This window comes from Bradyrhizobium sp. SZCCHNS3052, assembly GCF_032484495.1.
Lineage (GTDB): Bacteria > Pseudomonadota > Alphaproteobacteria > Rhizobiales > Xanthobacteraceae > Bradyrhizobium.
Genome location: NZ_JAUETB010000003.1, coordinates 156,443 through 180,691, shown reverse-complemented (window position 1 = coordinate 180,691; position 24,249 = coordinate 156,443). Strand labels below are relative to the sequence as shown.

The window sequence follows — 24,249 nt, the reverse complement described above, 5'->3', positions numbered from 1 at the left end:
GAACGTCACCACGCGAGCTGTGCGCGAACGACTCGATCGGGAGATTCATGGTGCGTGTACTTCCCACCGAGCGGCTGCTCGCCAGCGGGAACGACGATTCAGCCCTGAATGAAAGTCGCCAAGAAATACCGCCCGTGATCAGGCGGGCTGACGTCGTCGCCATCGCTCTCGTCATCCTCACGGCCGTCTGCGTGACGGGTGTCCTCTATGTCGCCCGGGGGTTTTTTCTGCCGATCGTCATGGCCTTCGTGGTCGGCACCATGCTGTCGCCGGCCGCCAACTTCCTCGAACGCCATCACGTGCCGCGCGGCGTCGGCGCCGTGTTGATCGTGATCGCCGTTGCCACCGGGCTCGCCTTCATCATTGGCCTGATTTCGGCGCCTGTGCTCGACTGGACCAATCGCCTTCCCGAGCTTGCCGCGACGCTCAAGGCCAAGCTGCACGTCTTCGATCGACCGCTCGCGCTGTGGCACGAAATGCAGGCGGCCGTCGGCGGCGGAAGCGCACAAGCCTCGGCCAGCCTGGAGCTCCCCAAGTTCGATTGGGTTCAGCCAACGATCGAATTCCTGTCGCCGACCTTCACCGAATTCCTACTGTTCTTCGCGACGCTCGTGCTGTTCATCGCAAGCTGGCGCGATCTCCGGCGAGCGCTGATCATGACCTTTGGTGATCACGAGGCACGGCTGCGGACGCTGCGCATCCTCAATGAGCTCGAGCTGCACCTCGGCAACTACCTCCTGACAGTGACGCTCATCAACACCGGTGTCGGTATTGCAGCCGGCCTCGCCTGCGCCCTCGCCGGCATGCCCAATCCCGCCGGCCTCGGGGCGCTTGCGGCAACGCTGAACTTCATCCCCATCATCGGGCCGATCGCGATGTTTGCAGTGCTCGTACTGGTCGGCGCAATCGCATTCCCGACCTTGAGCGCCGGCATGGTCGCGCCCGCCATCTTCGCCGTGATCACCTTCATGGAAGGCCACTTCGTCACGCCGACCATCATCGGCAGGCGGCTGGCTCTCAACGCACTCGCGGTGTTCATCGCGCTGGCATTCTGGACCTGGCTGTGGGGCCCGATGGGAGCCTTCCTTGCCTCGCCGCTCCTGATCGTCGCCCTCATCGTCAAGGAGCATCTGCTGCCGGACGATTCGCCGCAACTGCCGGCAGACTAATTCGGTTTCCACCGTCGGAACTTCGGCTGAGACCCCGCGTTTGTCGAGCAGACGCAATCACCTTGCTCCGGGAGCTTGCCATGCCACCGACTGACGGTGAGACCGCCCTGAAAGATCTCGTCGACAAAGCGAACTACGAACGCCTGCAGAAGGATGTCCACGCCGTGAAAAACGATATCGCAGCTCTCACAGAACAGATCACCGACGCGCTCAATGCTTTCGCTGGGCAGGCGAGCAAGCAGGCCCGCAGCGGCTATCGTCAGGCACGCGAGAACGTGGACCAGACGTTTGACGACATGTCCGAGCGCGGCACCGCGATGTTTGGTGCAGCCCAGGATGCCGCAAACTCGCTGGAGGAGCGCCTCGAGGACGTGATCTCCCATCGCCCACTCGCCACCGTGGGTCTTGCGCTCGGACTTGGATTTCTCATCGGCGCCGCCTGGAGACGCTGAGGGTTGGCCCCTGAAATCCAGAGGTCGTCTTGTTCCGGCGCCGCGTTGTCGGCGCCGATTTGAGTTTGTTGCGCAGATGAACGAGACGGAGGAGAATGACATGCTGCAGCGCCTGATTGCGGACTTCCAGGAATCGACCGGGCATGCCGTTCGGCTCACATCGCTCGCGATCGCTGCAGCGGTCGGACTGTTCGTAACCACGAGCTTTCTGTGCGCCGCAGCTTTTGTCGCCGTCCTGGATCGTTACGGGCTCGTGGCCGCGTGCCTCACAGGTGCCGCCATCTTCTTCGTGGTGACGTTGATGGCCGCAATCAGCTACATGGCGCGCAAGCGCGCAATCGAGAGTCGTGCCGCGCGGACCGCGGAAACGGCGCGGTCGGCAGTCCAATCTGCTTTCGCAGACCCGATGTTGTTGGCTAGCGGCCTGCAGATCGTCCGCATGATTGGCATCAAGCGGCTGATTCCCATTCTGGCTGTGGGCGGTCTGGCGCTCGGATTCATGGTCAGCCGCCCAGCGGCGGAGGAGCAGACTCCCGCAGAGTGAGGACTGCCCCTGACCGTCATCCGACGGCTTTTGTCATTGCCAGGCGTTGATCCGCCGCTTAGGCCGCGGGCCCGCTGCTACTAAGTCACACACCGTCCCGGTTGCAGGCGCTTGGCGATCTCCGTCAGCACGGACACCGACGGCTCGCACGCCACCGGATGCTTGACGGCCTGCCGCTCGTTGCCGGTGGTGATGAGCTGCGATCCCTGCGGCGATGGTAACGAGCCCGCGCTTACACCCGTGGGGTTGAAGGGAAGCCGCACCAGGAAGGAGGTCTCCGCGAAGGCTGCCAGCTTGATCGACACAGTCTGCGACGGCGCCGCAGTCCCATTTTGTTTGGCGCGGTCAGCCTTGGCGGCCCGGTTCACGTCATTCGCGGTTGCGACGATCGGCAGGGGAGAGGGGCTCTGAACCGGCAGGTTGGCGCCAAGATCATGGCCTGAAGCCAGTTGCATTGCGCCCACGAGCATCGCGGAAGCCGCAAGCGAACCCAAAACGATAACCTTCCTGGTCTGCGACATGTCTCTGCTCCCCTCGCCGTAAGGCGATCGGCATACCAACGTAAGTCGCAGGAACTGGGTTCTCGGTTGGGCAAATCACTTAACCGTGTGTAAACTGCGGCGGTATTCTTCAATTTCATGGCGCCAAAAAATTCGATCTCACGCGGAACGACTTTTCGGGTCGCGCGTCATCTCGGCAGCCGGTTATTCCCCCTGCCCCATTGACCGGCGACGCGGGGCACCGCCGTGGTGATGCCGGCGGTGCCCCGCATTCTTTCCTGATCCACCCTTCCGGTCAGATCGCGGCCCCGACATTCGCGGCGCTTTATCCCCTTTTCGTCCCGGTTATATGTTGAAGCAGCGCGGCTGCGTTCATGGTCCGCGCGCGTGGGGGCAGGGATGCTGAGCTCGCTGGATCGCGTCGGCGTATGGAGAGGGTTTGGACTGGCGCTGGTTCTCGTTTGCCTGTTTCCCGGGATTGCAGCGGCCGACGGCGCCAGGGAAACTTGGATCAAGAACCTCGTCGCACAATTGAAGGTTCAGCGTCGCTATCCGCTGCAGGCCTCGGATCAGGGCGGGACGGCCAAGGTCCTGTTTCACATCGACCGCGAAGGCCACCTGATCTCGGCGGTGCTGGCCGAAACGACCGGTGACCCCGCGCTCGACCGGGAAGCGCTCGCCATGGTGGAGCGAGCCCAACCATTTGCGCCACCGCCGCCGGAACTGGCGGACGGCGATCTCACTTTTCTCGTGCCGATCGTGTTTGCGCCTCGACGGACGTCCGCAATCATCCGGCTTGAGGAGACAACGTTGAAGCTCCAAGAGACCCAGCCGAATGACGCGACGCTGAAGGCACGGCTCGACGGCGTGTGCCGCGGCTGCTGATCTCGTCTTCGATGCTGCAACGAAATCCGGCGCGCTCCGTGAGAAACGCGCCGGGGCGACGTTGTGCGCGCGGCTTGATCAGGCCGCCGGCTTCGGCATCCTGTTGCGCGAGTTGCGCTGGAAGAACAGAGCCTGGCTGGCGACTGCCGACACCATGGCCGGCTGGAACGGCTTTGAGATCAGGAACGCCGGTTCGGGCCGCTCACCCGTGAGGAAGCGCTCCGGATAGGCGGTAATGAAGACCACCGGCACTTCGAAGGTGCGCAGCAGCTCGTTGACGGCATCCAGGCCGGACGAACCATCTGCGAGCTGAATATCAGCCAGGATCAGACCGGGCTTCTTGTTCTTGGCCAGAGCCACCGCGTCGGCATGGGTGCGGGCCACGCCGATCACGTTGTGACCGAGGTTCTTGACGAGGCTCTCGAGGTCCATCGCGATGAAGGTCTCATCCTCGATGATCAGGACATCGGTGGCGATCTCGGCGGCGAGCTCACGTCCGGCTGCATCCGCCAGCCGGCGGGTTTCCGCGACGTCGATGTCGAGGATGAAGGCCACTTCCTCCTCGGGAAAACCCTCGAGCGAGAGCAGCAGGAAGGCCTGGCGGGGCAAGGGGGTGATGTTGGAGAGGCGCCGCTCCGGCGGCATCGGCAGGGTCGCCACTTCGGCGTCGTCGTTGAGCGCCACCGAGTTCCAGATCTGCGTGAACAGCCGGAACAGCGCAGCCCGCGGGCCATAGCGCTCGTCCAGCAGAGCGGGATCCTGAATCAGGGCCTCCAGCATCGCTCCGACATAGGCGTCTCCGGAACCCTGGCTGCCGGTGAGGGCCCTCGCATACCGGCGCAAAAGCGGCAAATGTTCAGCAACAAGCTGTGATCGGCTCATCCCCACTCCATTCGGTCATCTGGGCTTCCCGCCCGGGTTCCATGATGAGCTGATTACGCCCGAACCGACGAAAAGTTCCCCAAACGCGTGGAACTTTTATCGCCCCGTCGCATTAGTTCCCGACAGACCCTCTCGGTGGCGAGAATAATTCTTGAAGCTTCAGGGACTTAACTCTCGGGGAAACGTGGAAAAGGTCATGAAAGATGTAAAGTCTCAAGCCAGCAAGAATGCGGCACCGCGCAAGCCCGGCGGACTGAACGCGGAAATTCAATCCAGAATCGGTCATCAACTCCGCGCGATGTACGACGACGTCGTCCGTCAGGGAGTGCCGGACCGCTTTGCGGATCTGGTGCGGAAGCTTGATGCGCCGGCAGCACAGTCCCACGTGGAGAACGGCGGGGGATCCAACGACCAAACCGACGGGAGGGAGTGAATGCCTCTCACTGATTCCTTGCGGGACGATATCCTCGCGGCCGTCCCCAGCCTTCGCGCATTTGCGATTTCCTTGAGTGGTAACAGCGATCGTGCCGACGACCTCGTGCAGGAAACCCTGCTCCGGGCGTTGGCCAACATCGACTCGTTTCAACCAGGATCGAATCTGCCTGCCTGGCTGTTCACGATCCTGCGCAACCTGTTCCGATCCGACTACCGCAAACGCCGGCGCGAAGTGGAAGATGCCGAAGGGAACTATGCCAAGACGCTCAAGACGCATCCCTCGCAGGGCGCGCATCTCGAGTTCGAGGAGTTCCGCGCGGCGCTCGAGAAGCTGCCTCAGGACCAGCGCGAGGCGCTGATCCTGGTCGGTGCATCGGGCTTCTCCTACGAGGATGCGGCAGCAATCTGCGGCTGCGCGGTGGGCACCATCAAGAGCCGCGTGAACCGCGCGCGCTCGAAGCTGGCAGCGCTGCTCTATGTCGAAGGCGCCGAGGATTTCGGCCCGGACGAGACCGTGCGGGCAGTGATCGGCGGCAGCGGCGGCTGATCAGCCAAGCCGTCGCAAACGAACCAGTAAAGAGGCGGCTCGCGAAAGAGCCGCCTCTTCTTGTTGTTGTTGATCACGTGCACTCGGGCATCGTGCGCCCTGGCATCCTGTTTGCCGAGAGCGCTGCGGCTATCGCGCCGGATGCACCGGCGCGGAGAACTGCTCGGTGCGATCGCGCTCGGTCATGTCGATCACCGTCTCCATCGGAGCGGTCAGCTCATACACATAGCTCGCCTCGGTGAAGAAGCGCTTTGACGTGCCGCCGAGCGCCTCCGGCGCCACGCGATCGAGCAGGATCAGTCCGAAATCGCTGTCCGGCCGCCGCGTTGCTTCACTGGTGTTCAATTCCTCCCAACGGAAGTGGAAGACGGCATTCGGCTCCTCGCCGGTCACCTCCCATTTGGCGGTGATGTGCGGGTGCTTTCCCACGAGCGAGAGGCCCTCGTCCGAGTGCGAGGCGAGTTCGAAAAACAGCAGCGACAGGCTCTGCGCGGCACGCGCGCTCACGGTGATGTCGGGTCCGTTGACCGCAATCCTGTCCGCATGCGGGATGGCGCGAGCTTCGAACAGTCCGCGCAATTGCACGCCTTGCCATTGGCTCTCGCTGAGCAGCGTGACGACGTTCGACATCGCATGGATCCGTCCGATCAGCAGCTCGCGCGCGACGTCCATGTCGCTGCCATGACGCAGCGTGCGCGTCACGATGGACTGGATCACCGCCAGGATGTTCTTGACCCGGTGGTTCAGCTCGTCGATGACCGCCGTCAGTCGGCGCTCGAAGCCGATCCGCACCTGGATTTCGCGGCTCAGGCGCAGATTGTTGTAGGCGACGTAGCCGAACAGGCCGCAGATGATACCGGTCAGCGCCATCCCGATGACGCCGACGATCGCCGCGGTCTGTTGCGCGCGCCGGACCGCATTGCCCTTGGCGTAATAGACCAGCGACCAGTCGTGATTGCCGAAGGCCACGGTGCGGGTCGACGACGGAGCAGGATCGTCCGGCCTGCGGGTCCGGCTCGTCACCGTCCCCTGATCGTTGGCAACCAGCTCATCCGAGGCGTTGCGCGGATCCTTCAACGCCACCGAGAACAACGACAGATCGTCATTGGTGAGCAGCAGTGGCCCGATCTCGTAGGAAAACGTCACGAAGCCCGCCGGCGCAGTGGCACCTTGCGGGACGACCGGGGCTGCCAGCACGATCCCGATCGGACCATCGCTTCGCAGCAGCGGAGTGGGATCGGATGCGACCGGCTTGCCCTCGGCCATGGCACGCGCGAGCATCGGTCCGACGATCGGCTGCCGGTCGAGTGCGATACCGGGAAGCTTCGAGGTCTCGGCATTGCGTGGCTCGAGATCCATCAGAACGTCCAACGGACGATCGACGTTCGGCCCGAGCGGCATGTCGTCGAAATTGCGAATGGTTGGATTCGGGAAGCCAGCCTGGCGCAGCTCGGCTTGCGCGATGGGGAGCTCATCCGGCCGCAGCCGTGCGATCCACGATGCCACCACGAAGTCGGTCTTGAACGCGTAGATCGACGATCGCAGCGGCTCCAGCATATTGGCCTTGATCACGGAGGGAGCGCGGAACAGCCCGGAGGCCACCCGGGCCAGCAGCTCACGTTCGGTCAGCCGGTCCTGGACGAGGCTGGCATGGACGTCGATGGCACGGGCCAGCGCAATGCGATCGAGCGCCAGCTCCTGGTCGTGTACGCGATAGGCGGCCAAGCCGGACAGCGCCGTCCCGACCAGCGCGATCAAACCGATGATGACACCCAGCCGGAGCACTCGTTCACTCTGAAGTAAAGGGTTGGCGAAGGAGGCGACGAGTCATCCAATAACCGGGCCTGCAACTCAAGGACGCACCTCGGGGCGATCGGAAGTGATCGGAGCGATCAGCGGATAGCGAATCCCAGGATACCGGTGCATCGGCGCCGAGACGCCTTGGGCAAGGCGCACCCCGGGTCGAGGCAACACCCGAGGGCTCAAGTTGTTCCGGCCGGATGAGGCTTTTTTGCGTCGGTCATTCCAGCAGACGCATCGAGCAACGAAGAGCCGTGCGACGCAGATCCGTCCCCGCGCTCAGGCCGACGGCTTCAGACCGCCCTTGGCTTCGATGAAGCCGATGATCCGGTCAAGCCCCTGGCTCTTCTTCAGGTTGGTCATGACGAAGGGCCGTGAGCCGCGCATGCGCTTGGCATCCGTCTCCATCTTCTCCAGAGAAGCGCCCACATGGGGTGCCAAGTCAATCTTGTTGATCACCAGAAGGTCGGAGCGGGTGATACCCGGTCCGCCCTTCGACGGGATCTTGTCGCCCGCCGCGACGTCGATGACGTAGATCGTGATATCGGCGAGTTCCGGCGAGAACGTTGCGGCGAGGTTGTCGCCGCCCGACTCGATCAACACCAGGTCGAGTCCGGGAAACTTGGCTCGCATGTCGGCCACGGCGGCGAGGTTCATGGACGCGTCCTCGCGGATCGCAGTATGCGGGCAGCCGCCGGTCTCCACGCCGGCGATACGATCCGGAGTCAGCGATCCCGAGCGAACGAGAAACTCCGCGTCCCACTTGGTGTAGATGTCGTTGGTGATCGCAGCGATGTCGTAGTGCTCCCGCATCGACTTGCAGAGCAGATCCATCAACGCAGTCTTGCCGGACCCGACCGGGCCACCGACGCCAACGCGGAGCGGACCGTGAGACGATGCCATGTCATTTATCCTTCTGTCGTGCGCGCGACCGCGCGGGGCCGTGATCGAGCAGCCGTTGCCCCGCTTCATCACGACCGAAACAGCCTTGTATATTGCGTCTCGTGATGAAGGCTTGCGAGATCGGAGCGGAACGTTGCGCCGCCGATGTGATCGAGCGAGGCGAGCAGAGCGCGGTCCGCCGTCGCGGCGACGACAGGTTCCAACGCGGCGAGCACGCGCTGGCTGTCGGTCTGCCCCAACGGTACGAGACGACTGCCGGCGGAAATCCAGTTCGACGTCAGGGCGTGCAGAAAGCCGTGCAGCAGGGGTCCCAGAGGAACGCCGTGAAGCGCGCCGACCAGCCCCACGGCGACCGGATAGACGATGGTCTCACAGCGCGCCACCGCCTCGTCGAGGCCTGCGCAGTTCCAGGCGGACCGCGCGATCTCGATGAAGGCCCGGCCCTGCGCGGTGGTCTCGAGCTGACGCTCGCGCGACGGTACGAACGCGGCCGCAAGCTCGGCCACCTCGCGGAGGCTGGCCATATCGTCGAGCTCGACCGCGCGATACGCGTGCGCGAGAAAAGCCGCGTCGCAGAAGCCGGAGCCGTTGGTCAGCATCGTCGCGAGCCAGCCGCGCAGCTCCGCCGCATCGCCGATGTCGCCTGCCTCCACGGCCCATTCGATGCCGCTCGAATAGGAGAAGCCGCCGATCGGAAACGCCGGCGACAGCCATGTCAGCAGCCGATACAGCGCAGCCGAATCCGCGGCCCTGATTGCAGCCGGCCGAGCCCCCTCCTCATTTGTGCTCATGAGCATGGGAATGACCGTGATCGTGATGGTCATGGCCGCAGTGCTCGTCATGCACGTGATGATCATGTGCATGGCCGTCGTCGTGGCCGTGATGCGCGTGATCGTGCCCGGCATGATCGTGATGATGATCGTGACCGTGGTGATCATGATCATCGTGGCCGTGCGCATGGCTGGGCTCGGCGTAGGCGCCGCCTTCCGGATCGAACGGTGCCTCGATCTCGATGACGCGCGCGCCGAGACCCTTGACCATGGCCTCGATCACGTGGTCGCGGCGGATGCGCAGGCTCTTGGCCATGATCTGCGTCGGCAGGTGCCGGTTGCCGAGGTGCCAGGCCAGCCGCACCAGATGATGCGGATCGGAAGCCCGGATCTCGAGCAGCGGCTCGGCCGCCGCCACGACCTCGATCAGCCGGCCGTCCTCCAGCACCAGGGCATCGCCACCGCGCAATGCGGTAGCGTGCTCGAGGTCCAGCAGAAACTCCAGCCCACGCGTTCCGGTCATCACCAGCCGCCGCCGGTGCCGGTCATCGAAATCGAGCAGGATGGAATCGGCGGCAGCCTCCTTCCAACGATGCTGCCCGAGCACGCGTGTCGCGCGGATCATGCTGAAACTCTCATTCTCTTATTGCGCTCACTCTTATTCCGCTCAGCGGACATCGACCTTCTCAGGCGTGATGATCTCGATCTTCGGCGGGGCCGACATGCATTTGACCGCGACGCGCCCGAACGTCTTCATGTGCTCGGTCGCGCGGTGCGGCACCAAGGCCTCGGCGTTCTCCCACTGCTCGACGAAGACCATCTTGCTCGGGTCGGTGACGCTCTCATGCAAATCATAGGCGATATTGCCGGGTTCTTTGCGGGTCCCCGCAATGCAGGCAGCCGCAGCGGCGATGAATTCCGCACGGGTTTCGGGCTTGATGGTCAAGGTGGCAACGACATAGATCACGAACTCGTCCTCCCGGTACTTTTCTGGTTCTGGTACCGGGCGGGAGCTTAGTACATGAAGTAGCGCTGCGCCATGGGCAGCACCTCGGCCGGCTCGCAGGTCAGGAGCTCGCCGTCGGCCCGCACCTCGTATGTCTCCGGATCGACCTCGATATTGGGCGTCGCATCATTGTGGATCATGCTCTTCTTCGAGATCCTGCCGCGGGTGTTCTGCACCGCGTAGAGCTTCTTCGAAAGGCCGAGCTTGCGGGCGAGCCCGCCGGTGATGGCCGCCTTCGAGGTGAAGATCACGGACGAAGCCGTCAACGACTTGCCGAACGCGCCGAACATCGGCTGGTAATGCACCGGCTGCGGGGTCGGGATCGAGGCGTTCGGATCGCCCATGGGCGCGGCGACGATGGTGCCGCCCTTGATGACGCAGTCCGGCTTGACGCCGAAGAAGGCGGGCGACCACAGCACGAGGTCGGCGAGCTTGCCCTTCTCGACCGAGCCGATCAGCTTCGACACGCCATGCGCAATCGCCGGGTTGATCGTGTATTTGGCGATGTAGCGCTTGACGCGGAAATTGTCGTTGTCCTTGCCCTTGTCCTGCGGCAGCGCGCCGCGCTGCTTCTTCATCTTGTCGGCGGTCTGCCAGGTCCGGATGATGACCTCGCCGAGCCGGCCCATCGCCTGCGAATCCGATGACATCATCGAGAGCGCGCCGAGATCGTGCAGGATGTCCTCCGCCGCGATCGTCTCCTTGCGGATGCGGCTCTCGGCGAAGGCGAGATCCTCTGCGATCGACGGGTCGAGATGGTGACACACCATCAGCATGTCCAGATGCTCGTCGATGGTGTTGCGCGTGAACGGACGCGTCGGGTTGGTCGACGACGGCAGCACGTTCTTCAGCCCGGCGACCTTGATGATATCAGGCGCGTGCCCGCCGCCGGCGCCTTCGGTGTGGAAGGCGTGGATGGTGCGGCCCTTGAAGGCCTTGATGGTGTCCTCGACGAAGCCCGACTCGTTCAGCGTGTCCGAGTGCAGCATGACCTGCACGTCGTGATCGTCGGCGACCGAGAGACAATTGTCGATCGCCGCCGGCGTCGTGCCCCAGTCCTCGTGCAGCTTCAGCGCGCAGGCGCCGGCCTTGACCATCTCGACCAGCGCGGCCGGGCGCGACGCGTTGCCCTTGCCGGAGATGCCGAGGTTCACAGGGAACGCGTCGAACGACTGCATCATGCGCCCGATGTGCCAGGGGCCGGGCGTGCAGGTGGTGGCGAAGGTGCCGTGCGACGGGCCGGTGCCGCCGCCGAGCAGCGAGGTGACGCCACTCATCAGCGCGTGCTCGATCTGCTGCGGGCAGATGAAATGGATGTGGCTGTCGAAACCGCCGGCGGTGAGGATCTTGCCCTCGCCCGCGATCACGTCGGTGCCCGGGCCGATCACGATGGTGACGCCGGGCTGGATGTCCGGATTGCCGGCCTTGCCGATCGCTGAGATCATGCCCTCTTTGATCGCGACGTCGGCCTTCACGACACCCCAGTGATCCACGATCAACGCATTGGTGATGACCGTGTCGGCGGCGCCCTGCTTGTTGGTCGCCTGCGACTGGCCCATGCCGTCACGGATGACCTTGCCGCCGCCGAACTTCACCTCCTCACCATAGGTGGTGAAGTCCTTCTCGACCTCGATGATCAGGTCGGTGTCGGCGAGCCGGACCTTGTCACCGGTGGTCGGGCCGAACATGTCGGCGTAGACGGAACGCTTGATCTTGACGGACATGTCGTGCTCCAGCCTCTAGCTCTCAAATATATCCGGTGCGGCCCATTTGGGACGCGCGCAGATCGATTGAAACTTGGCGACGTTCTCAAGACCCGCCTTGAACTCCTCGCGAACGACGGTCTTGCCGACTTTGAACGTCAATCGTCCGGACCGCTTAAACGCATCGAAGGCGGGCGCATCCGCCTCCAACTCAAAGCTATACTCCCAGACCGATCCCGCCTCGCTGTAGGACACGCTCAGGAGGGCTTGCCCGAACCGGCTCGCCGGGACCATCTCGACCTGCGGATAGCCGTTGGACCGCAGAAGATCAGCGACCGCATTGCGAAGCTCCTGGCCGGCATCTCCCGTGACGGCGATGGTCCCGGATTTGGCCTTGCAGCGAAAGGAGGGCGAACCGACATCGTCGGTGGCCTCATCGCTATGACTCGGAGATAGCAGCGCTCCCCCGTCCTGTTCGAAAATGCGCCAGCGCTGATCGTCGGCCGCCCAAGCAGCAGAGGCAAATGCTGCAAGAGCCGATGCCGCACGCAGGCCGCAGACAGCAGCAGGGCGCATGCGAGCCAATACGCTCACAACGTCGCCCTCGCATTCGCAACCGTCTCATCGAACAGCACATCGAGCCGCGCGTTGACACCGCGGCAGCCGGCGACGACCTGCTCGGCCCAGCCGAGATACTCCATCAGCTCGAGCTGCTGCTCCAGGTCCGGCTCGAAGAAGATTCGGGCGCGGATGTTGCTGATCTTGTCGGCGATCTTGATCTGCTTGGCACCAGCGGACTTGCCGGGCGCGGCGATGACCTGGACCTGGCGCCGCTCGCTCTTCGGCAGGGTCATGTCATCTGTGACTTCCACGACGAGGTCGGCAACACGACGCCCAAAGCGCTCCGCGAGCTCGTCAGAGGCCGTATCGGTGTCCTCGATGGTGTCGTGCAGCCAGCCTGCCGCGACGAGCTCGGCGTCCTCGCCGTCGCAGGTTGCCGACAGGATGTTTGCGACCTCGGCGAGATGATTGATGTAAGGCTCCTCGTCGCGGCCCTTGCGCTGCTGGCCGGCGTGACGGCGCGCCGCCAGCTCGGCGGCTTCGGAGACGAGGCGTAATCCGGTCAGCATCGGCTTACAACTTGCCCATGACGTCGCCGCGAAAGCCGTAGACCATGCGCTTGCCGGCGAGCGCCACCAGTTGCACGTCGCGGGTCTGGCCAGGCTCGAAGCGCACGGCCGTGCCGGCCGCGATGTCGAGCCGCATGCCGCGCGCGCGTCTGCGATCGAACTTCAGCGCCGGATTGGTCTCGAAGAAATGGTAGTGCGAGCCGACCTGGATCGGCCGGTCGCCGGTATTTGCGACCGACAGGGTCACGGTCTTGCGGCCGGCATTGAGCTCGATCTCGCCGTCCTGGATGAAGAGTTCGCCGGGGATCATTTCGCTTTTTCTCCGTCATTCCGGGGCGGTCCGCAGGACCGAGCCCGGAATCTCAAACGATTGTTTTCAAGCCACCTCTGGATTCCGGGCCCAGCGCTGCGCGCTGTCCCCGAATGACGTGCAATGACTTAGCGGATCGGCTCGTGCACCGTGACCAGCTTGGTGCCGTCCGGAAACGTCGCCTCGACCTGGATGTCGTGGATCATCTCGGGGATGCCGGGCATCACCTGGTCACGGGTCAGGACCTGGGCGCCGGCCTGCATCAGCTCGGCCACGGTGCGGCCGTCACGCGCGCCTTCCAGGATGAAGTCGGAGATGATCGCGACCGCTTCGGGGTGGTTCAGCTTGACGCCGCGATCGAGCCTGCGGCGGGCCACGATGGCGGCCATCGAGATCAGGAGCTTGTCCTTTTCGCGGGGAGACAGGTTCATGCGGACTCTCTGGTGATGGTCTTTTGGTAGTCATCAGTTGGTAAACGTCTAGTTGAGCCACAGCCGCGGCAGCGGTCCATTCGAAGCACAGCCGAGCACCGCCATCATGTCGGCGCGCAGGCTTGCGGCATCTTGGGCACAGAAGCGGGCCATTGCAAATCCATTCCAGGCCGACAGCGCGACCTCTCCCCGGAAGGCCGGCAGGCTCTCCCGGATGCGCTCGACCAGCGCGGCGTCGCCCGGCACGATCAGCGCGGTCCCGATGGCCGCGCCGCCGTTGGCGATGGCCGGCTGCGCCAGCTTGTCGCCGACGTCGCCGTCGAGGCGGACCGTCTCGGCGAACACCAGCTTGCCGCCGCGCCGCAGCCGCCAGCGATCGACGAATTCGCCCTCACGCATGCGCTCGCCCATCGCGGTGCGGCCGAACACGACGATCTCGCACAACAACAGCGAGGCGGTATCGGCAAGGTCGATGTCGATCCGGCGATGGATGCGGGCGCGGTCGAACAGGATGGTCTCCTGCGGCAGCCAGGAGATGTGGGCACCCGCATGGGCGGTCAGCGCGATATCGAGCTCTGCGGGCTTGCCAGCGGCGCGATAGACCTTTTCGGCCGCGGCGCTCGAAAGCGTCATGCGGCTACCTTCGCCGGCTGTGACCTCGATCGCAAAGTGGTCACCGCCGGCGATGCCGCCGGCCGTGTTGACGAACATCGCCGACAGACCGTCGTCCTCGGGCGAGGGAAAGCGCACCCGCAGCGAGCCGGATTCATGCAGATGATGGCGCCGCGTCATGCCATCCTGCAGCCGCACGTCGAAGCGCACCGCGCCTCGGGCGCGGTTGGCCTCGAAGATGTCGGCAGCGGCGCTGGCGGGATCGGCCCGCATCGATCCCCTCCCCTGGGACCAGACGCGGGCGAGACCGCGTCGAGAAGCTACGTGATGATCACAGCGCCATCTGGCGGCTGATCTCGGCCTGATCGAGATTGGCGCGGGTGCAGGTGAACTTCACCGCGCCGCGATCCATGACGGCGAAGTTGTCGCCGAGTTCGCAGGCAAAGTCGAGATACTGCTCGACCAGGACGATCGCGATGTTGCCGAGATTGCGCAGATACGAGATCGCCCGGCCGATGTCCTTGATGATCGAGGGCTGGATGCCCTCGGTCGGCTCGTCGAGAAGCAGGAGCTTTGGCCGCATCACCATGGCACGGCCGATCGCAAGCTGCTGCTGCTGGCCGCCGGAAAGATCGCCGCCGCGGCGGCCGAGCATCGATTCCAGCACCGGAAACAGCGAGAACACGTCGTCCGGGATGCTGCGATCGCTGCGCTTCAGCGGTCCGAAGCCGGTCTTGAGGTTCTCCTCCACCGTGAGCAGCGGGAAGATCTCGCGCCCCTGCGGCACGAAGCCGATGCCCTTGCGCGCCCGTTCATAGGGCTTGAGATGGGTGATGTCGGCGCCATCGAAGGTGATGCTGCCGGAGGCCAGCGGATATTGTCCGACCAGCGCCCGCAGCAGCGAGGTCTTGCCGACGCCGTTGCGGCCGAGCACGCAGGTGACCTTGCCGGGCTCCGCCGCGATCGAGACGCCGCGCAGCGCCTGGGCGGCGCCGTAATAGAGGTTGATGTCCTTGACGTCCAACATCGCCTAGCGCCCCAGATACACTTCGATTACCCGATCGTTCGACGACACCTGATCGATGGTACCTTCGGCCAGCACCGTGCCTTCGTGGAGGCAGGTGACCTTGACGCCGAGCTCGCGCACGAAGGTCATGTCGTGCTCGACGACCATGACGGTATGATCCTTGTTGATTTCCTTGAGCAGCTCAGCCGTCTGATGCGTCTCGACGTCGGTCATGCCGGCGACCGGTTCGTCGACCAGCAGCAGCTTCGGGTCCTGTGCCAGGAGCATGCCGATCTCCAGCCACTGCTTCTGGCCGTGCGACAGGCTGCCGGCGAGCTTGCGTCTGGCATCCTTGAGCCGCACGGTCTCGAGCACCCGGTCGATCTGCTCGGACTCGCTCCTCGAGCCGCGCCAGAACAGCGTGCCCTTGACGCTGTGATCGACATTGAGCGCGAGCAGCAGGTTGTCCTCGACCGACTGGCTCTCGAACACCGTCGGCTTCTGAAACTTGCGGCCGATCCCGAGCTCGGCGATGCGGGTCTCGTCGAGGCGGGTGAGATCCGTCTTGCCGTCGAACAGCACCGTGCCCTCGTCGGGCTTGGTCTTGCCGGTGATGATGTCCATCATCGTGGTCTTGCCGGCCCCGTTCGGGCCGATGATGGCGCGCATCTCGCCGGGCTCGAGCGTCAGCGAGAGATTGTTGATGGCGTGGAAGCCGTCGAACGAGACGTGCACGCCGTCGAGATAGAGCAGCGACGACGTCGCGCGGGTGTCCATCACGTTCATGCGCTCACTCCGCCATCTTGGGTTCGGTGACGCCGTCCTCGCGGGCGGCGCTCTCGGCGTTCAGCCTCCTGCTGCCGAGCTGATCCCACCAGGAATTGAAGGTGCCTATGATGCCTTTTGGCAGCAGCAGAGTGACGAGCACGAACAATGCGCCGAGCATGAACAGCCAGTACGGCGCCAGCACGCCCGAGGTGAAGAACGTCTTCGCGTAGTTCACGACGACGGCGCCGAGCGCAGCACCTACCAGCGTGCCTCGGCCGCCGACCGCGACCCAGATCACGGCCTCGATCGAATTGCCGGGCGCGAACTCGGATGGATTGATGATGCCGACCTGAGGAACGTAGAGCGCGCCTGCGACGCCGGCCATGCACGCCGACAGCGTGAACACGAACAGCTTGTAGGACTCGACACGATAACCGAGGAAACGCGTCCGCGACTCGGCATCGCGGATCGCGATCAGCACCTTGCCGAGCTTCGACGACACGACGGCCCGGCAGATCAGGAACGCCAGAATGAGCGCGAGACAGCTCAGCGCGAACAGCGCGGCGCGGGTGCCTTCCGCCTGGACGTTGAAGCCGAGGATGTCCTTGAAGTCGGTCAGGCCGTTGTTGCCGCCGAAGCCGAAATCATTGCGGAAGAAGGCGAGCAGCAGCGCGTAGGTCATCGCCTGGGTGATGATCGACAGATACACGCCGGTGACGCGCGAGCGGAAGGCGAGCCAGCCGAAGCAGAAGGCGAGCAGGCCGGGCACCACGAGCACCATCAAAGCCGCGAACCAGAACATGTCGAAGCCGTGCCAGTACCAGGGCAGCTTGGAATAATTCAGGAACACCATGAAGTCCGGCAGGATCGGATTGCCATAGACGCCCCGGGTGCCGATCTGGCGCATCAGATACATGCCCATCGCATAGCCGCCGAGCGCGAAGAACGCGCCGTGACCGAGCGAGAGGATGCCGCAATAGCCCCAGATCAGGTCGATCGAGAGCGCCAGGATCGCGTAGCAGACATATTTGCCCCACAGCGCGACCAGATAGGTCGGCACCTGCAGCGCCGAACCGGCCGGCAGCAGCAGGTTGGACAGCGGGATCAGCACGCCGCAGGCGGCGACGACGAGCACGAAGGCGGTCGCAGCGCGGTCCAGCGACCGGGTGAGGACGTGCGGCATCATGCTTCCACCGCCCGGCCCTTGAGCGCGAACAGCCCGCGCGGGCGCTTTTGAATGAACAGGATGATCAGCAACAGAATCGCGATCTTGCCGAGCACGGCGCCGGCGACCGGCTCCAGGAACTTGTTGGCGATGCCGAGCGTGAAGGCGCCGACCAAGGTGCCCCAGAGATTGCCGACGCCGCCGAACACCACGACCATGAAGGAGTCGATGATGTAGCTCTGGCCGAGATTCGGGCTGACATTGTCGATCTGCGACAGCGCCACCCCGGCGATGCCGGCGATGCCGGAGCCGAGCCCGAAGGTGAGCGCATCGACCCGCGAGGTCGCGATGCCCATCGACGCCGCCATGCGCCGGTTCTGCGTCACTGCACGCATCTCCAGGCCGAGCGCGGTGTAGCGCAACATCGCCAGCAGGATGGCGAACACCGCCATGGTGAAGCAGAGGATCCAGAGCCGGTTGTAGGTGATGGTGATCTGTCCGAGTTCGAACGCACCGCTCATCCAGGAGGGATTGCCGACCTCGCGGTTGGTCGGACCGAACGCCGTGCGCACCGCCTGCTGCAGGATCAGCGAGAGGCCCCAGGTGGCGAGCAGCGTCTCCAGCGGACGCCCGTAGAGGAAGCGAATGATGGTACGCTCGATCAGCACGCCGATCGCGCCGGCCACCAGGAAGGCGAGCGGGACGGCAATCAGCAGCGAATAGTCGAACAGCGCCGGGTAGCGCGTGCGGATGACCTCCTGGACGACGAAGGTGGTGTAGGCGCCGAGCATCACCATCTCGCCATGGGCCATGTTGATGACACCCATGACGCCGAAGGTGATGGCAAGGCCGATGGCGGCCAGCAGCAGCACCGAGCCGAGCGACAGGCCGTACCAGGCGTTCTGCACGCCGGACCAGATTGCGAGCGAGCTCTGGATCGACGAGATGGCGCTCGCCGCAGCCTTGGCGACGGTTGCCGGCTGGTCCGCGCCGCCGATCTCCGTCAGCAGCGCCAGAGCTTCCTGGTCGCCGCGCGCCCTCACGGTGGCGACGGCTTCGAGCTTGTCGACCTCGCTGGCGTCAGACTTGAACAGGAGGATGGCGGCACGCGCCTCGGTCAGCGCCTGCTTCACGGCGCGATTGGTTTCCTTGGCGAGCGCCGACTCCACCGTCGGCAACGTCGCCTCGTCATGCGACTTGAACACCGATCTTGCGGCGGTCAGGCGCGTGTTGGTATCCGGCGACAGCAGCGTCAAACCGCCGAGCGCGGCATCGACGCTGCGGCGCAGCCGGTTGTTGAGGCTGACGGCGGCGGCATTGTCGGGCAGTTTGTCGACGGCGGCGCCGGTGGCAGCATCGATGATCCTGCCGTCGGCCTGCTTGATGAAGACCTTCTTGGTGTCGGCATCGAACATCAGCCGTTCGTCCTGGAGCGCGCTGATGATCGGGAAAGCCAGCGGGTTGCCCGACACGGCGATCTCGCCGACGGCCTCGTCCGTGTCCGAGAAATCATCGTTCGCGAACTTCGCGACGGACTCTTCGAAACTGGCTGCGAAGGCGGGAACGGAAACGGCGATCAGGGCGAGCAAAACAAGCAGACGGCGAATGATCGCCAGAAAAAGAGCAGGCACTGGACAACCCCGGCAGGAGTTCAGGAGGTCAGGAGAAGGCGGCAACATCGCCGCCTTCTCCTGTCGTCATGGTCGCGTCAGGTCGAGATCAGGAGCCCGAGCCCAGGCACTTGTTGGTCTTGACGTTGAAATTGCCGCACTTCTTGCCGACCCAGTCGCCGATCAGGTCCTTCGAGCCCTCGAGCTCCTTCGACCAGGCGTCGCCGGGGACGAGGTCCTTGGTCTTGTAGACGACACTGAACTGGCCATCGCCCTTGATCTCGCCGATGAACACCGGCTTGGTGATGTGGTGGTTCGGCAGCATCTTCGACACGCCGCCGGTCAGATTCGGCGCCTCGGTGCCCGGGAGAGCGTCGATGACCTTGTCCGGATCGGTCGACTTCACCTTCTCCACCGCCTTCACCCACATGTTGAAGCCGATCACATGCGCTTCCATCGGGTCGTTGGTCACGCGCTTCGGGTTCTTGGTGTAGGCCTGCCAGTCCTTGATGAACTTCTCGTTCGCCGGGGTCTTGATCGACTCGAAGTAGTTCCAGGCGGCGAGATGGCCGACCAGCGGCTTGGTGTCGATGCCGGCGAGCTCTTCCTCACCCACCGAGAATGCGACGACCGGAATGTCCTTGGCCTTGATGCCCTGGTTGCCGAGCTCCTTGTAGAACGGAACGTTGGCGTCGCCGTTGATGGTCGAGACCACGGCGGTCTTCTTGCCGGCCGAGCCGAACTTCTTGATGTCGGCGACGATGGTCTGCCAGTCGGAATGACCGAACGGCGTGTAGTTGATCATGATGTCGTCCTGAGCCACGCCCTTGGACTTCAGGTAGGCTTCGAGGATCTTGTTGGTGGTGCGCGGATAGACGTAGTCGGTGCCGGCCAGCACCCAGCGCTTCACCTTCTCTTCCTTCATCAGGTAGTCGACCGCCGGGATCGCCTGCTGGTTCGGCGCCGCACCGGTGTAGAACACGTTGCGCTCGCTCTCCTCGCCTTCGTACTGGACCGGGTAGAACAGGATGCTGTTCAGCTCCTTGAACACCGGCAGCACCGACTTGCGCGACACCGAGGTCCAGCAGCCGAACACGACCGCGACCTTGTCCTTGGTGATCAGCTCACGCGCCTTCTCGGCGAACAGCGGCCAGTTCGAAGCGGGGTCGACCACGACGGCCTCGAGCTTCTTGCCGAGCACGCCGCCCTTCTTGTTCTGTTCGTCGATCAAGAACAGGATCGTGTCCTTCAGCGTGGTCTCGCTGATGGCCATGGTGCCGGACAGAGAATGCAGAACGCCAATCTTGATGGTGTCGTCAGCGGCCTTGGCCGGGCCAAAGCCGGCTGCGCCGAGCGCCAGGCCGGCAGCAGCAGCAGCCAGCCAGCGACGGCGGCTGAACGGCGCCGTTAATTCCCGAGTGAGTCGAGTAAGCATGAGGTAATATCTCCCTGACGCAGACCTGCTTCGCAGCCAAGGCGGCCGGCGGTCTGCGCAGGCAGAATCGCAAGAAGTGTGCCATGCCGTGCACATCTGGTAAGGCATTGACATAAAAGTGGAACTGGGCGTTCTCGCAGAGAGGTACCGCGACCTTCTGCTGCCGGATTGAGCAAGCCAGATGATTAATCAGATGGCATACAGCGCAGGATTTGTGCACTTTGTTTTGAATGGCTAAATTTAAAGCAGCCGAGTACCACCCGGAAAGCCAATCCGTTGCGCACCGGCCTTGAAAGTGCCGTCCATCTGTTCCATATAGCTGGTAGATCAAGGCGAATCGGCCGGATCTTTGCAAGCCGCGTGTTCTTTAGCTCGACCAGAGCTTCTGGCTTCGCATTCTCACCCATCCAATCTAGGCGCTCCAAACACGCGGGTGTCTCTCAACCACCCACCCGCGTCCGGCTGCCTGCCGACACGGGCCTTATCCTCTTATGGAAAGCCCCATCTTTTGACATCCTTCCAGGATTTTAACCTCGCCGACGCGCTGACGCGCGCGCTGAAGGAAGAGAACTACACCACCCCTACCCCGATCCAGGCCCAGACCATCCCGCTCGCGCTTGAAGGCCGCGACGTGATCGGCATCGCCCAGACGGGAACCGGCAAAACGGCCTCGTTTGCGCTGCCGATCCTGCACCGCTTGCTGCTGAACCGGATCAAGCCGCAGCCGAAGACGGCACGCGTGCTGGTGCTGAGCCCGACCCGCGAATTGTCGGGTCAGATCCTCGACAGCTTCAACACCTATGGCCGGCACATCCGGCTGAGCTCGGCGCTCGCGATCGGCGGCGTGCCGATGGGGCGCCAGGTCCGCGCTATCATGCCCGGCCTCGAAGTGCTGGTTGCCACCCCTGGCCGGTTGCTCGATCTGGTTCAGAGCAACGCTTTGAAGCTGACCCATGTCGAGTTCCTGGTGCTCGATGAAGCCGACCGCATGCTCGACATGGGCTTCATCAACGACATCCGGAAGATCGTGGCCAAGCTGCCGATCAAGCGGCAGACGCTGTTCTTCTCGGCCACCATGCCTAAGGACATCGCCGAGCTCGCGGACGCCATGCTGCGCGACCCCGCGCGAGTCGCGGTGACCCCCGTCTCCTCGACGGTCGAGCGCATTGCCCAGCGCGTCATCCACGTTGACCACTCGGCCAAGCCGAACCTTCTGGCTCAGTTGCTCAAGCAGGAGCCGGTCAACCGCGCGCTGGTGTTCACCCGCACCAAGCACGGCGCCGACAAGGTCGTGAAGAGCCTCGAAAGAGCCGGCATCCCCGCCCAGGCGATTCACGGCAACAAGTCGCAGAACCACCGCGAGCGCACGCTGGCGGCGTTCCGGACCGGCGAGATCCGAACCCTGGTCGCAACCGACATCGCGGCCCGCGGCATCGACGTCGACGGCGTCAGCCATGTCGTCAATTTCGACCTGCCGAACGTGCCCGAGACCTACGTCCACCGGATCGGCCGCACGGCGCGCGCCGGCGCCGAGGGCGTTGCGATTTCGCTCGTGGCGGGATCGGACGAGCTGTCCTACCTTCGCGACATCGAACGGCTGATCAAGATCTCGCTGCCGCGCGACGATCGCCGCACGCCCGGCCTCCGCGAGGCCGCTGCACCGGCCAAGCCGCCTCAGCGCGGTGGCCGTCCTGGCATGCAGAATGCGCGGACCAACGAGGGTGGCACCGCCGCAAAAGGCCCTCGCCGTCACCGTCGTTCCAATGCTAAGATGGCGTCTCTGCCAGGCAATCGTCAGGAGCCCCAGCGGCCGTCGCAAGGCGGCGCTAAGGCCGGGTCGATTCAAGGCGTTGCTTTCCTGCATCGCGAGGGCAGACCCAAAAACCACGCTCAAAACCGCAACCAACGGCCAAACTAGACGTCTATCGATCTGGAGAAAGACATGGCTAAGGAAGAGCTGATCCAGTTCGAAGGGCTGGTCACCGAAATCCTTCCCGACGCACGCTATCGGGTACAACTCGACGCGGGGCACGAGATCGTCGCCTACACCGCCGGCAAGATGAAAAAGAATCGCATCAAGACGCTCGCGGGAGACCGCGTGACGGTCGAGATGTCGCCCTACGACCTCGAAAAGGGCCGGCTGATCTTCCGCCACAAGGACGAGCGTCCCAGCTCGCCCGGCGGTCCTCCGCGTGGCGCAGCGCAGCGCGGCGGCCAGTTCCGTCGGCGCTAGGGGCATTGGGGCGGAGCAATGTTCCGCCCGGCCCGGCGGATTGATCAAGCCTTGCGCAATCAGCGACAATTCAGCGCGTCGGCGTCGAGCCGGCGCGTCAAAAAATCATGCACTCTCGCGCAGCTCAGGATTGTTTTGCGCGGGCATTTCCAATAATATATCCCGCAATCGATTTTCGGCCGGACGAGATTAGCTATTACCGGTACAGCCGGTTCAGACGCTGACGACCCTTCCAAAAATTCGATCTAACCAGCCCAGGAGACTGGGCTACGCATTTGGTATCTGAGAAGGGAACTACCCCGTGAGCATGGGAACCGTGAAGTGGTTTAACGCAACCAAGGGCTATGGCTTCATTCAGCCGGACGACGGCGGCAACGACGTGTTCGTGCACATCAGCGCCGTCGAGCGCGCTGGTCTCGGCACGCTGCGGGAAGGCCAGAAGATCTCCTACGAGATCGTGGCGGACCGCCGTTCGGGCAAGTCGTCGGCCGACAATCTCCGCGCCGCCAATTGAGCGACGCCCGGGCGATCGCGCATGCGATTGCCCATCTGGACAACGAAAGGCCGCCTTGCGCGGCCTTTTTTATTGCCTTGATATTTGCCGCCGAGTTCTGCTCGTCCGAAAGACCGTAGTGTCGGCCGCTCCGGTTCGCAGGCGCGTGCGACTGCGGCCCCGGGGCCGGGCGGGCTCCGTTGCGGCAGCCCTCACCTCAGCAGGAGGTCGCCGGGCTATACATCACACAGGTCGACTGCCGCGGGCGGGTATAGGCGACGTCGCTGAGATTGACGCCCGTCTTGCCCATGACGTAGCCGATCGTCGGAACGTACTGGTAGTTCACCTCGCTGAAGATCAGATAGGTGCCGGACACCAGCAATTCAGCCGGCACGCCGACCGTCATGCCGACGGTTCGCGGCGTCGATCCCTTGCTCCACTTCACCGTCGCCTGCTTGGTGGTGGGATCGACATAGAGCTCGGTGATCGTCGCATTCACCGGCGTCGTGGAATACGGGTACATGATGCCGGTCGAGGCGGCGAAGAAGTTCGACATGTCGCTGTCGCCGACCGAGGTCGATTGCGAGGTCAAATCCGACAGGGTGCGCGCCATCAGGGTGACCTTCCGGTCAACGGCGATGGCCGAGCAGAATTCGACCGTGCCGAAGAACATCACCAGCATCAGCGGCACGATGAATGCGAACTCGGTGGCCGCGACACCGCGACGATCGGCAGCGAAGGCGTCGATGCGACGCCACAGGCGCAGGCTCGAAAACATACCCGGCATTCTTCCCAACGGCATGATGAATTCCTGGTGTTCCTCAGACGCAGCTCGCGAGGTCAGTGTTATGAATACGGCTCGTTCTTGAATGCGGCCGTACCCACCAGCAGCCGCTTGCTGCCGCTCAGATTGGCGATGTTGTAGCCGAGCCCCGTCACGAAGATCGGCCATTGATAGAACAGCCTGACGACGACGATGTCTCCGGCGGCGCCCGGGCTGTAGGTCATGTTGTTGACGAAGTTGCCGCTGTTGTCGATCTGGTTGCTGATGGAGACGCTCCCGAACGAGGAGTAGCTCTTCACGTCGATATAGATCTTGTTGCAGTCGAACAGCGCGGGAACCTGGGTGCAGACGTAGCTCGCGAACTGCGACTGCGTATAGGCGCCCTGTTGCGCCTGTCCGGTCAGGATCATGCGCGCCGAGTCCTGCGTGATCGTCTCGAGCACCTGGCCGGCAAAGAACATCAGCGCCGTTTCGATGATCGCGAACAGCAGCGCAAAGAAGACCGGCGCGACCAGCGCGAATTCGAGCGCGGCCGATGCCCGCCGGTTGCGCCGGAAGCGGCGCAACAGCCGGCGCATCGAAGCGGTCAAGGAGACGGAGGCTTGCATGGGGTCATCCGGACTGGGAAGGCACATCAACCTGAGTGAAACGAATAGCGGAAACTCCTTGGGAAAGA

The 24,249-nt window shown here is 63.9% G+C and carries 29 protein-coding genes; 9 read left to right on the top strand and 20 right to left on the bottom strand.

The genetic code is table 11. The annotated features are described in order from the left end of the window. Positions 1-50 precede the first annotated feature (50 nt). The 3 genes from QX073_RS12415 (at position 51) to QX073_RS12405 (ending at position 2,165) form a co-directional block, all read left to right on the top strand. Positions 51-1,169, top strand: a complete 1,119-nt coding sequence (locus tag QX073_RS12415; RefSeq protein WP_316225831.1) for an AI-2E family transporter — start codon at positions 51-53, stop codon at positions 1,167-1,169. A gap of 80 nt (positions 1,170-1,249) precedes the next feature. Next, the gene (locus QX073_RS12410; protein WP_315713842.1) at positions 1,250-1,621 is read left to right on the top strand and encodes a YqjD family protein; all 372 of its coding nucleotides are present in this window, start codon (positions 1,250-1,252) and stop codon (positions 1,619-1,621) included. A 100-nt stretch (positions 1,622-1,721) separates the two neighbouring features. Further along, positions 1,722-2,165, top strand: coding sequence for a hypothetical protein (locus QX073_RS12405; RefSeq protein ID WP_316169505.1), 444 nt, complete (start codon positions 1,722-1,724; stop codon positions 2,163-2,165). 80 nt (positions 2,166-2,245) lie between these two features. Here QX073_RS12405 and QX073_RS12400 read toward each other — a convergent pair whose 3' ends face one another. Continuing rightward, positions 2,246-2,686 (bottom strand): hypothetical protein, encoded by a 441-nt coding sequence (locus tag QX073_RS12400; RefSeq protein ID WP_316225830.1) that lies wholly within the window; start codon positions 2,684-2,686, stop codon positions 2,246-2,248. A gap of 378 nt (positions 2,687-3,064) precedes the next feature. On the opposite strand from QX073_RS12400, the gene QX073_RS12395 reads away from it, so the two are divergent. Further along, positions 3,065-3,550, top strand: a complete 486-nt coding sequence (locus QX073_RS12395) for an energy transducer TonB (RefSeq protein WP_316225829.1) — start codon at positions 3,065-3,067, stop codon at positions 3,548-3,550. Positions 3,551-3,628: 78 nt separating this feature from the next. On the opposite strand, the gene QX073_RS12390 is transcribed toward QX073_RS12395, so the two are convergent. Then, the gene (locus tag QX073_RS12390) at positions 3,629-4,432 is read right to left on the bottom strand and encodes a response regulator (protein ID WP_315713838.1); all 804 of its coding nucleotides are present in this window, start codon (positions 4,430-4,432) and stop codon (positions 3,629-3,631) included. A gap of 196 nt (positions 4,433-4,628) precedes the next feature. Between QX073_RS12390 and QX073_RS12385 the strand changes: the two genes are divergently transcribed. Together QX073_RS12385 and QX073_RS12380 are read left to right on the top strand one after the other, a co-directional pair. Then, positions 4,629-4,865, top strand: coding sequence for a NepR family anti-sigma factor (locus QX073_RS12385; RefSeq protein WP_315713837.1), 237 nt, complete (start codon positions 4,629-4,631; stop codon positions 4,863-4,865). Beyond that, positions 4,866-5,414: a sigma-70 family RNA polymerase sigma factor gene (locus tag QX073_RS12380; RefSeq protein WP_006612137.1), complete on the top strand. Its 549-nt coding sequence runs from the start codon at positions 4,866-4,868 to the stop codon at positions 5,412-5,414. 129 nt (positions 5,415-5,543) lie between these two features. On the opposite strand, the gene QX073_RS12375 is transcribed toward QX073_RS12380, so the two are convergent. The 16 genes from QX073_RS12375 to urtA form a co-directional block, all read right to left on the bottom strand. Continuing rightward, positions 5,544-7,199: an HWE histidine kinase domain-containing protein gene (locus QX073_RS12375; protein ID WP_315825991.1), complete on the bottom strand. Its 1,656-nt coding sequence runs from the start codon at positions 7,197-7,199 to the stop codon at positions 5,544-5,546. 294 nt (positions 7,200-7,493) lie between these two features. Next, positions 7,494-8,117, bottom strand: a complete 624-nt coding sequence (ureG, locus tag QX073_RS12370; RefSeq protein ID WP_315713835.1) for an urease accessory protein UreG — start codon at positions 8,115-8,117, stop codon at positions 7,494-7,496. Positions 8,118-8,185: 68 nt separating this feature from the next. Continuing rightward, the gene (locus tag QX073_RS12365) at positions 8,186-8,908 is read right to left on the bottom strand and encodes an urease accessory protein UreF (RefSeq protein WP_315714368.1); all 723 of its coding nucleotides are present in this window, start codon (positions 8,906-8,908) and stop codon (positions 8,186-8,188) included. Next, positions 8,895-9,512, bottom strand: a complete 618-nt coding sequence (ureE, locus tag QX073_RS12360; protein ID WP_316188029.1) for an urease accessory protein UreE — start codon at positions 9,510-9,512, stop codon at positions 8,895-8,897. The genes QX073_RS12365 and ureE overlap by 14 nt, the downstream gene beginning before the upstream one ends. A gap of 42 nt (positions 9,513-9,554) precedes the next feature. Next, positions 9,555-9,854, bottom strand: a complete 300-nt coding sequence (locus QX073_RS12355) for a putative quinol monooxygenase (RefSeq protein WP_315713833.1) — start codon at positions 9,852-9,854, stop codon at positions 9,555-9,557. Positions 9,855-9,901: 47 nt separating this feature from the next. After that, complete coding sequence (gene ureC / locus QX073_RS12350) at positions 9,902-11,617, bottom strand: urease subunit alpha (RefSeq protein ID WP_315713832.1); 1,716 nt, start codon at positions 11,615-11,617, stop codon at positions 9,902-9,904. 15 nt (positions 11,618-11,632) lie between these two features. Next, the gene (locus QX073_RS12345; RefSeq protein WP_316225828.1) at positions 11,633-12,190 is read right to left on the bottom strand and encodes a hypothetical protein; all 558 of its coding nucleotides are present in this window, start codon (positions 12,188-12,190) and stop codon (positions 11,633-11,635) included. Then, positions 12,187-12,726 (bottom strand): HD domain-containing protein, encoded by a 540-nt coding sequence (locus QX073_RS12340; RefSeq protein ID WP_316188028.1) that lies wholly within the window; start codon positions 12,724-12,726, stop codon positions 12,187-12,189. The genes QX073_RS12345 and QX073_RS12340 overlap by 4 nt, the downstream gene beginning before the upstream one ends. A 4-nt stretch (positions 12,727-12,730) precedes the next feature. After that, complete coding sequence (locus QX073_RS12335) at positions 12,731-13,036, bottom strand: urease subunit beta (protein WP_315713829.1); 306 nt, start codon at positions 13,034-13,036, stop codon at positions 12,731-12,733. 128 nt (positions 13,037-13,164) lie between these two features. After that, positions 13,165-13,467 (bottom strand): urease subunit gamma, encoded by a 303-nt coding sequence (locus QX073_RS12330; RefSeq protein WP_315713828.1) that lies wholly within the window; start codon positions 13,465-13,467, stop codon positions 13,165-13,167. Positions 13,468-13,515: 48 nt separating this feature from the next. Further along, positions 13,516-14,352, bottom strand: a complete 837-nt coding sequence (locus tag QX073_RS12325) for an urease accessory protein UreD (protein WP_316188027.1) — start codon at positions 14,350-14,352, stop codon at positions 13,516-13,518. 58 nt (positions 14,353-14,410) lie between these two features. After that, the gene (urtE, locus tag QX073_RS12320; protein WP_315713826.1) at positions 14,411-15,106 is read right to left on the bottom strand and encodes an urea ABC transporter ATP-binding subunit UrtE; all 696 of its coding nucleotides are present in this window, start codon (positions 15,104-15,106) and stop codon (positions 14,411-14,413) included. Between the two features lie 3 nt (positions 15,107-15,109). Further along, positions 15,110-15,871 (bottom strand): urea ABC transporter ATP-binding protein UrtD, encoded by a 762-nt coding sequence (gene urtD / locus QX073_RS12315; RefSeq protein ID WP_316172657.1) that lies wholly within the window; start codon positions 15,869-15,871, stop codon positions 15,110-15,112. Between the two features lie 4 nt (positions 15,872-15,875). Continuing rightward, positions 15,876-17,039, bottom strand: coding sequence for an urea ABC transporter permease subunit UrtC (gene urtC / locus QX073_RS12310; RefSeq protein ID WP_316225827.1), 1,164 nt, complete (start codon positions 17,037-17,039; stop codon positions 15,876-15,878). Then, entirely contained in the window at positions 17,036-18,649 is a 1,614-nt protein-coding gene (gene urtB, locus QX073_RS12305; RefSeq protein ID WP_410052368.1) for an urea ABC transporter permease subunit UrtB, read from the bottom strand. Before urtB ends, urtC begins: the two co-directional genes overlap by 4 nt. Positions 18,650-18,737: 88 nt before the next feature. Further along, positions 18,738-20,063, bottom strand: coding sequence for an urea ABC transporter substrate-binding protein (urtA, locus tag QX073_RS12300; RefSeq protein WP_316225826.1), 1,326 nt, complete (start codon positions 20,061-20,063; stop codon positions 18,738-18,740). A 508-nt stretch (positions 20,064-20,571) separates the two neighbouring features. Between urtA and QX073_RS12295 the strand changes: the two genes are divergently transcribed. The 3 genes from QX073_RS12295 to QX073_RS12285 all read left to right on the top strand — a co-directional run bounded on the left by QX073_RS12295 (position 20,572) and on the right by QX073_RS12285 (position 22,810). After that, complete coding sequence (locus QX073_RS12295) at positions 20,572-21,981, top strand: DEAD/DEAH box helicase (protein WP_316225956.1); 1,410 nt, start codon at positions 20,572-20,574, stop codon at positions 21,979-21,981. A gap of 24 nt (positions 21,982-22,005) precedes the next feature. Continuing rightward, complete coding sequence (gene infA, locus QX073_RS12290) at positions 22,006-22,296, top strand: translation initiation factor IF-1 (protein ID WP_315804701.1); 291 nt, start codon at positions 22,006-22,008, stop codon at positions 22,294-22,296. A 301-nt stretch (positions 22,297-22,597) separates the two neighbouring features. Further along, a complete protein-coding gene (locus QX073_RS12285) occupies positions 22,598-22,810 on the top strand; it encodes a cold-shock protein (protein ID WP_006612155.1) in 213 nt (70 codons plus the stop codon). A gap of 196 nt (positions 22,811-23,006) precedes the next feature. Here QX073_RS12285 and QX073_RS12280 read toward each other — a convergent pair whose 3' ends face one another. Then, positions 23,007-23,567 carry a TadE/TadG family type IV pilus assembly protein gene (locus QX073_RS12280; RefSeq protein ID WP_316225825.1) on the bottom strand — a complete coding sequence of 187 codons (561 nt, stop codon included), beginning with the start codon at positions 23,565-23,567 and terminating at the stop codon, positions 23,007-23,009. A 68-nt stretch (positions 23,568-23,635) separates the two neighbouring features. After that, positions 23,636-24,181 (bottom strand): TadE/TadG family type IV pilus assembly protein, encoded by a 546-nt coding sequence (locus QX073_RS12275; RefSeq protein ID WP_316225824.1) that lies wholly within the window; start codon positions 24,179-24,181, stop codon positions 23,636-23,638. Positions 24,182-24,249: the final 68 nt, after the last annotated feature.

Excerpts from the sequence above, each read along its gene's own strand:
- QX073_RS12340 (WP_316188028.1), bottom strand. The coding sequence starts at position 12,726 with ATGCTGACCGGATTACGCCTCGTCTCCGAAGCCGCCGAGCTGGCGGCG.
- QX073_RS12380 (WP_006612137.1), top strand. The coding sequence starts at position 4,866 with ATGCCTCTCACTGATTCCTTGCGGGACGATATCCTCGCGGCCGTCCCC.
- QX073_RS12280 (WP_316225825.1), bottom strand. The coding sequence starts at position 23,567 with ATGTTTTCGAGCCTGCGCCTGTGGCGTCGCATCGACGCCTTCGCTGCC.
- QX073_RS12325 (WP_316188027.1), bottom strand. The coding sequence starts at position 14,352 with ATGCGGGCCGATCCCGCCAGCGCCGCTGCCGACATCTTCGAGGCCAAC.
- QX073_RS12410 (WP_315713842.1), top strand. The coding sequence starts at position 1,250 with ATGCCACCGACTGACGGTGAGACCGCCCTGAAAGATCTCGTCGACAAA.
- QX073_RS12390 (WP_315713838.1), bottom strand. The coding sequence starts at position 4,432 with ATGAGCCGATCACAGCTTGTTGCTGAACATTTGCCGCTTTTGCGCCGG.
- QX073_RS12385 (WP_315713837.1), top strand. The coding sequence starts at position 4,629 with ATGAAAGATGTAAAGTCTCAAGCCAGCAAGAATGCGGCACCGCGCAAG.
- QX073_RS12400 (WP_316225830.1), bottom strand. The coding sequence starts at position 2,686 with ATGTCGCAGACCAGGAAGGTTATCGTTTTGGGTTCGCTTGCGGCTTCC.
- QX073_RS12335 (WP_315713829.1), bottom strand. The coding sequence starts at position 13,036 with ATGATCCCCGGCGAACTCTTCATCCAGGACGGCGAGATCGAGCTCAAT.
- ureC (WP_315713832.1), bottom strand. The coding sequence starts at position 11,617 with ATGTCCGTCAAGATCAAGCGTTCCGTCTACGCCGACATGTTCGGCCCG.
- QX073_RS12330 (WP_315713828.1), bottom strand. The coding sequence starts at position 13,467 with ATGAACCTGTCTCCCCGCGAAAAGGACAAGCTCCTGATCTCGATGGCC.
- urtC (WP_316225827.1), bottom strand. The coding sequence starts at position 17,039 with ATGATGCCGCACGTCCTCACCCGGTCGCTGGACCGCGCTGCGACCGCC.
- QX073_RS12405 (WP_316169505.1), top strand. The coding sequence starts at position 1,722 with ATGCTGCAGCGCCTGATTGCGGACTTCCAGGAATCGACCGGGCATGCC.
- QX073_RS12365 (WP_315714368.1), bottom strand. The coding sequence starts at position 8,908 with ATGAGCACAAATGAGGAGGGGGCTCGGCCGGCTGCAATCAGGGCCGCG.
- urtA (WP_316225826.1), bottom strand. The coding sequence starts at position 20,063 with ATGCTTACTCGACTCACTCGGGAATTAACGGCGCCGTTCAGCCGCCGT.
- QX073_RS12275 (WP_316225824.1), bottom strand. The coding sequence starts at position 24,181 with ATGCAAGCCTCCGTCTCCTTGACCGCTTCGATGCGCCGGCTGTTGCGC.
- ureG (WP_315713835.1), bottom strand. The coding sequence starts at position 8,117 with ATGGCATCGTCTCACGGTCCGCTCCGCGTTGGCGTCGGTGGCCCGGTC.
- ureE (WP_316188029.1), bottom strand. The coding sequence starts at position 9,512 with ATGATCCGCGCGACACGCGTGCTCGGGCAGCATCGTTGGAAGGAGGCT.
- urtE (WP_315713826.1), bottom strand. The coding sequence starts at position 15,106 with ATGTTGGACGTCAAGGACATCAACCTCTATTACGGCGCCGCCCAGGCG.
- QX073_RS12395 (WP_316225829.1), top strand. The coding sequence starts at position 3,065 with ATGCTGAGCTCGCTGGATCGCGTCGGCGTATGGAGAGGGTTTGGACTG.
- infA (WP_315804701.1), top strand. The coding sequence starts at position 22,006 with ATGGCTAAGGAAGAGCTGATCCAGTTCGAAGGGCTGGTCACCGAAATC.
- urtD (WP_316172657.1), bottom strand. The coding sequence starts at position 15,871 with ATGAACGTGATGGACACCCGCGCGACGTCGTCGCTGCTCTATCTCGAC.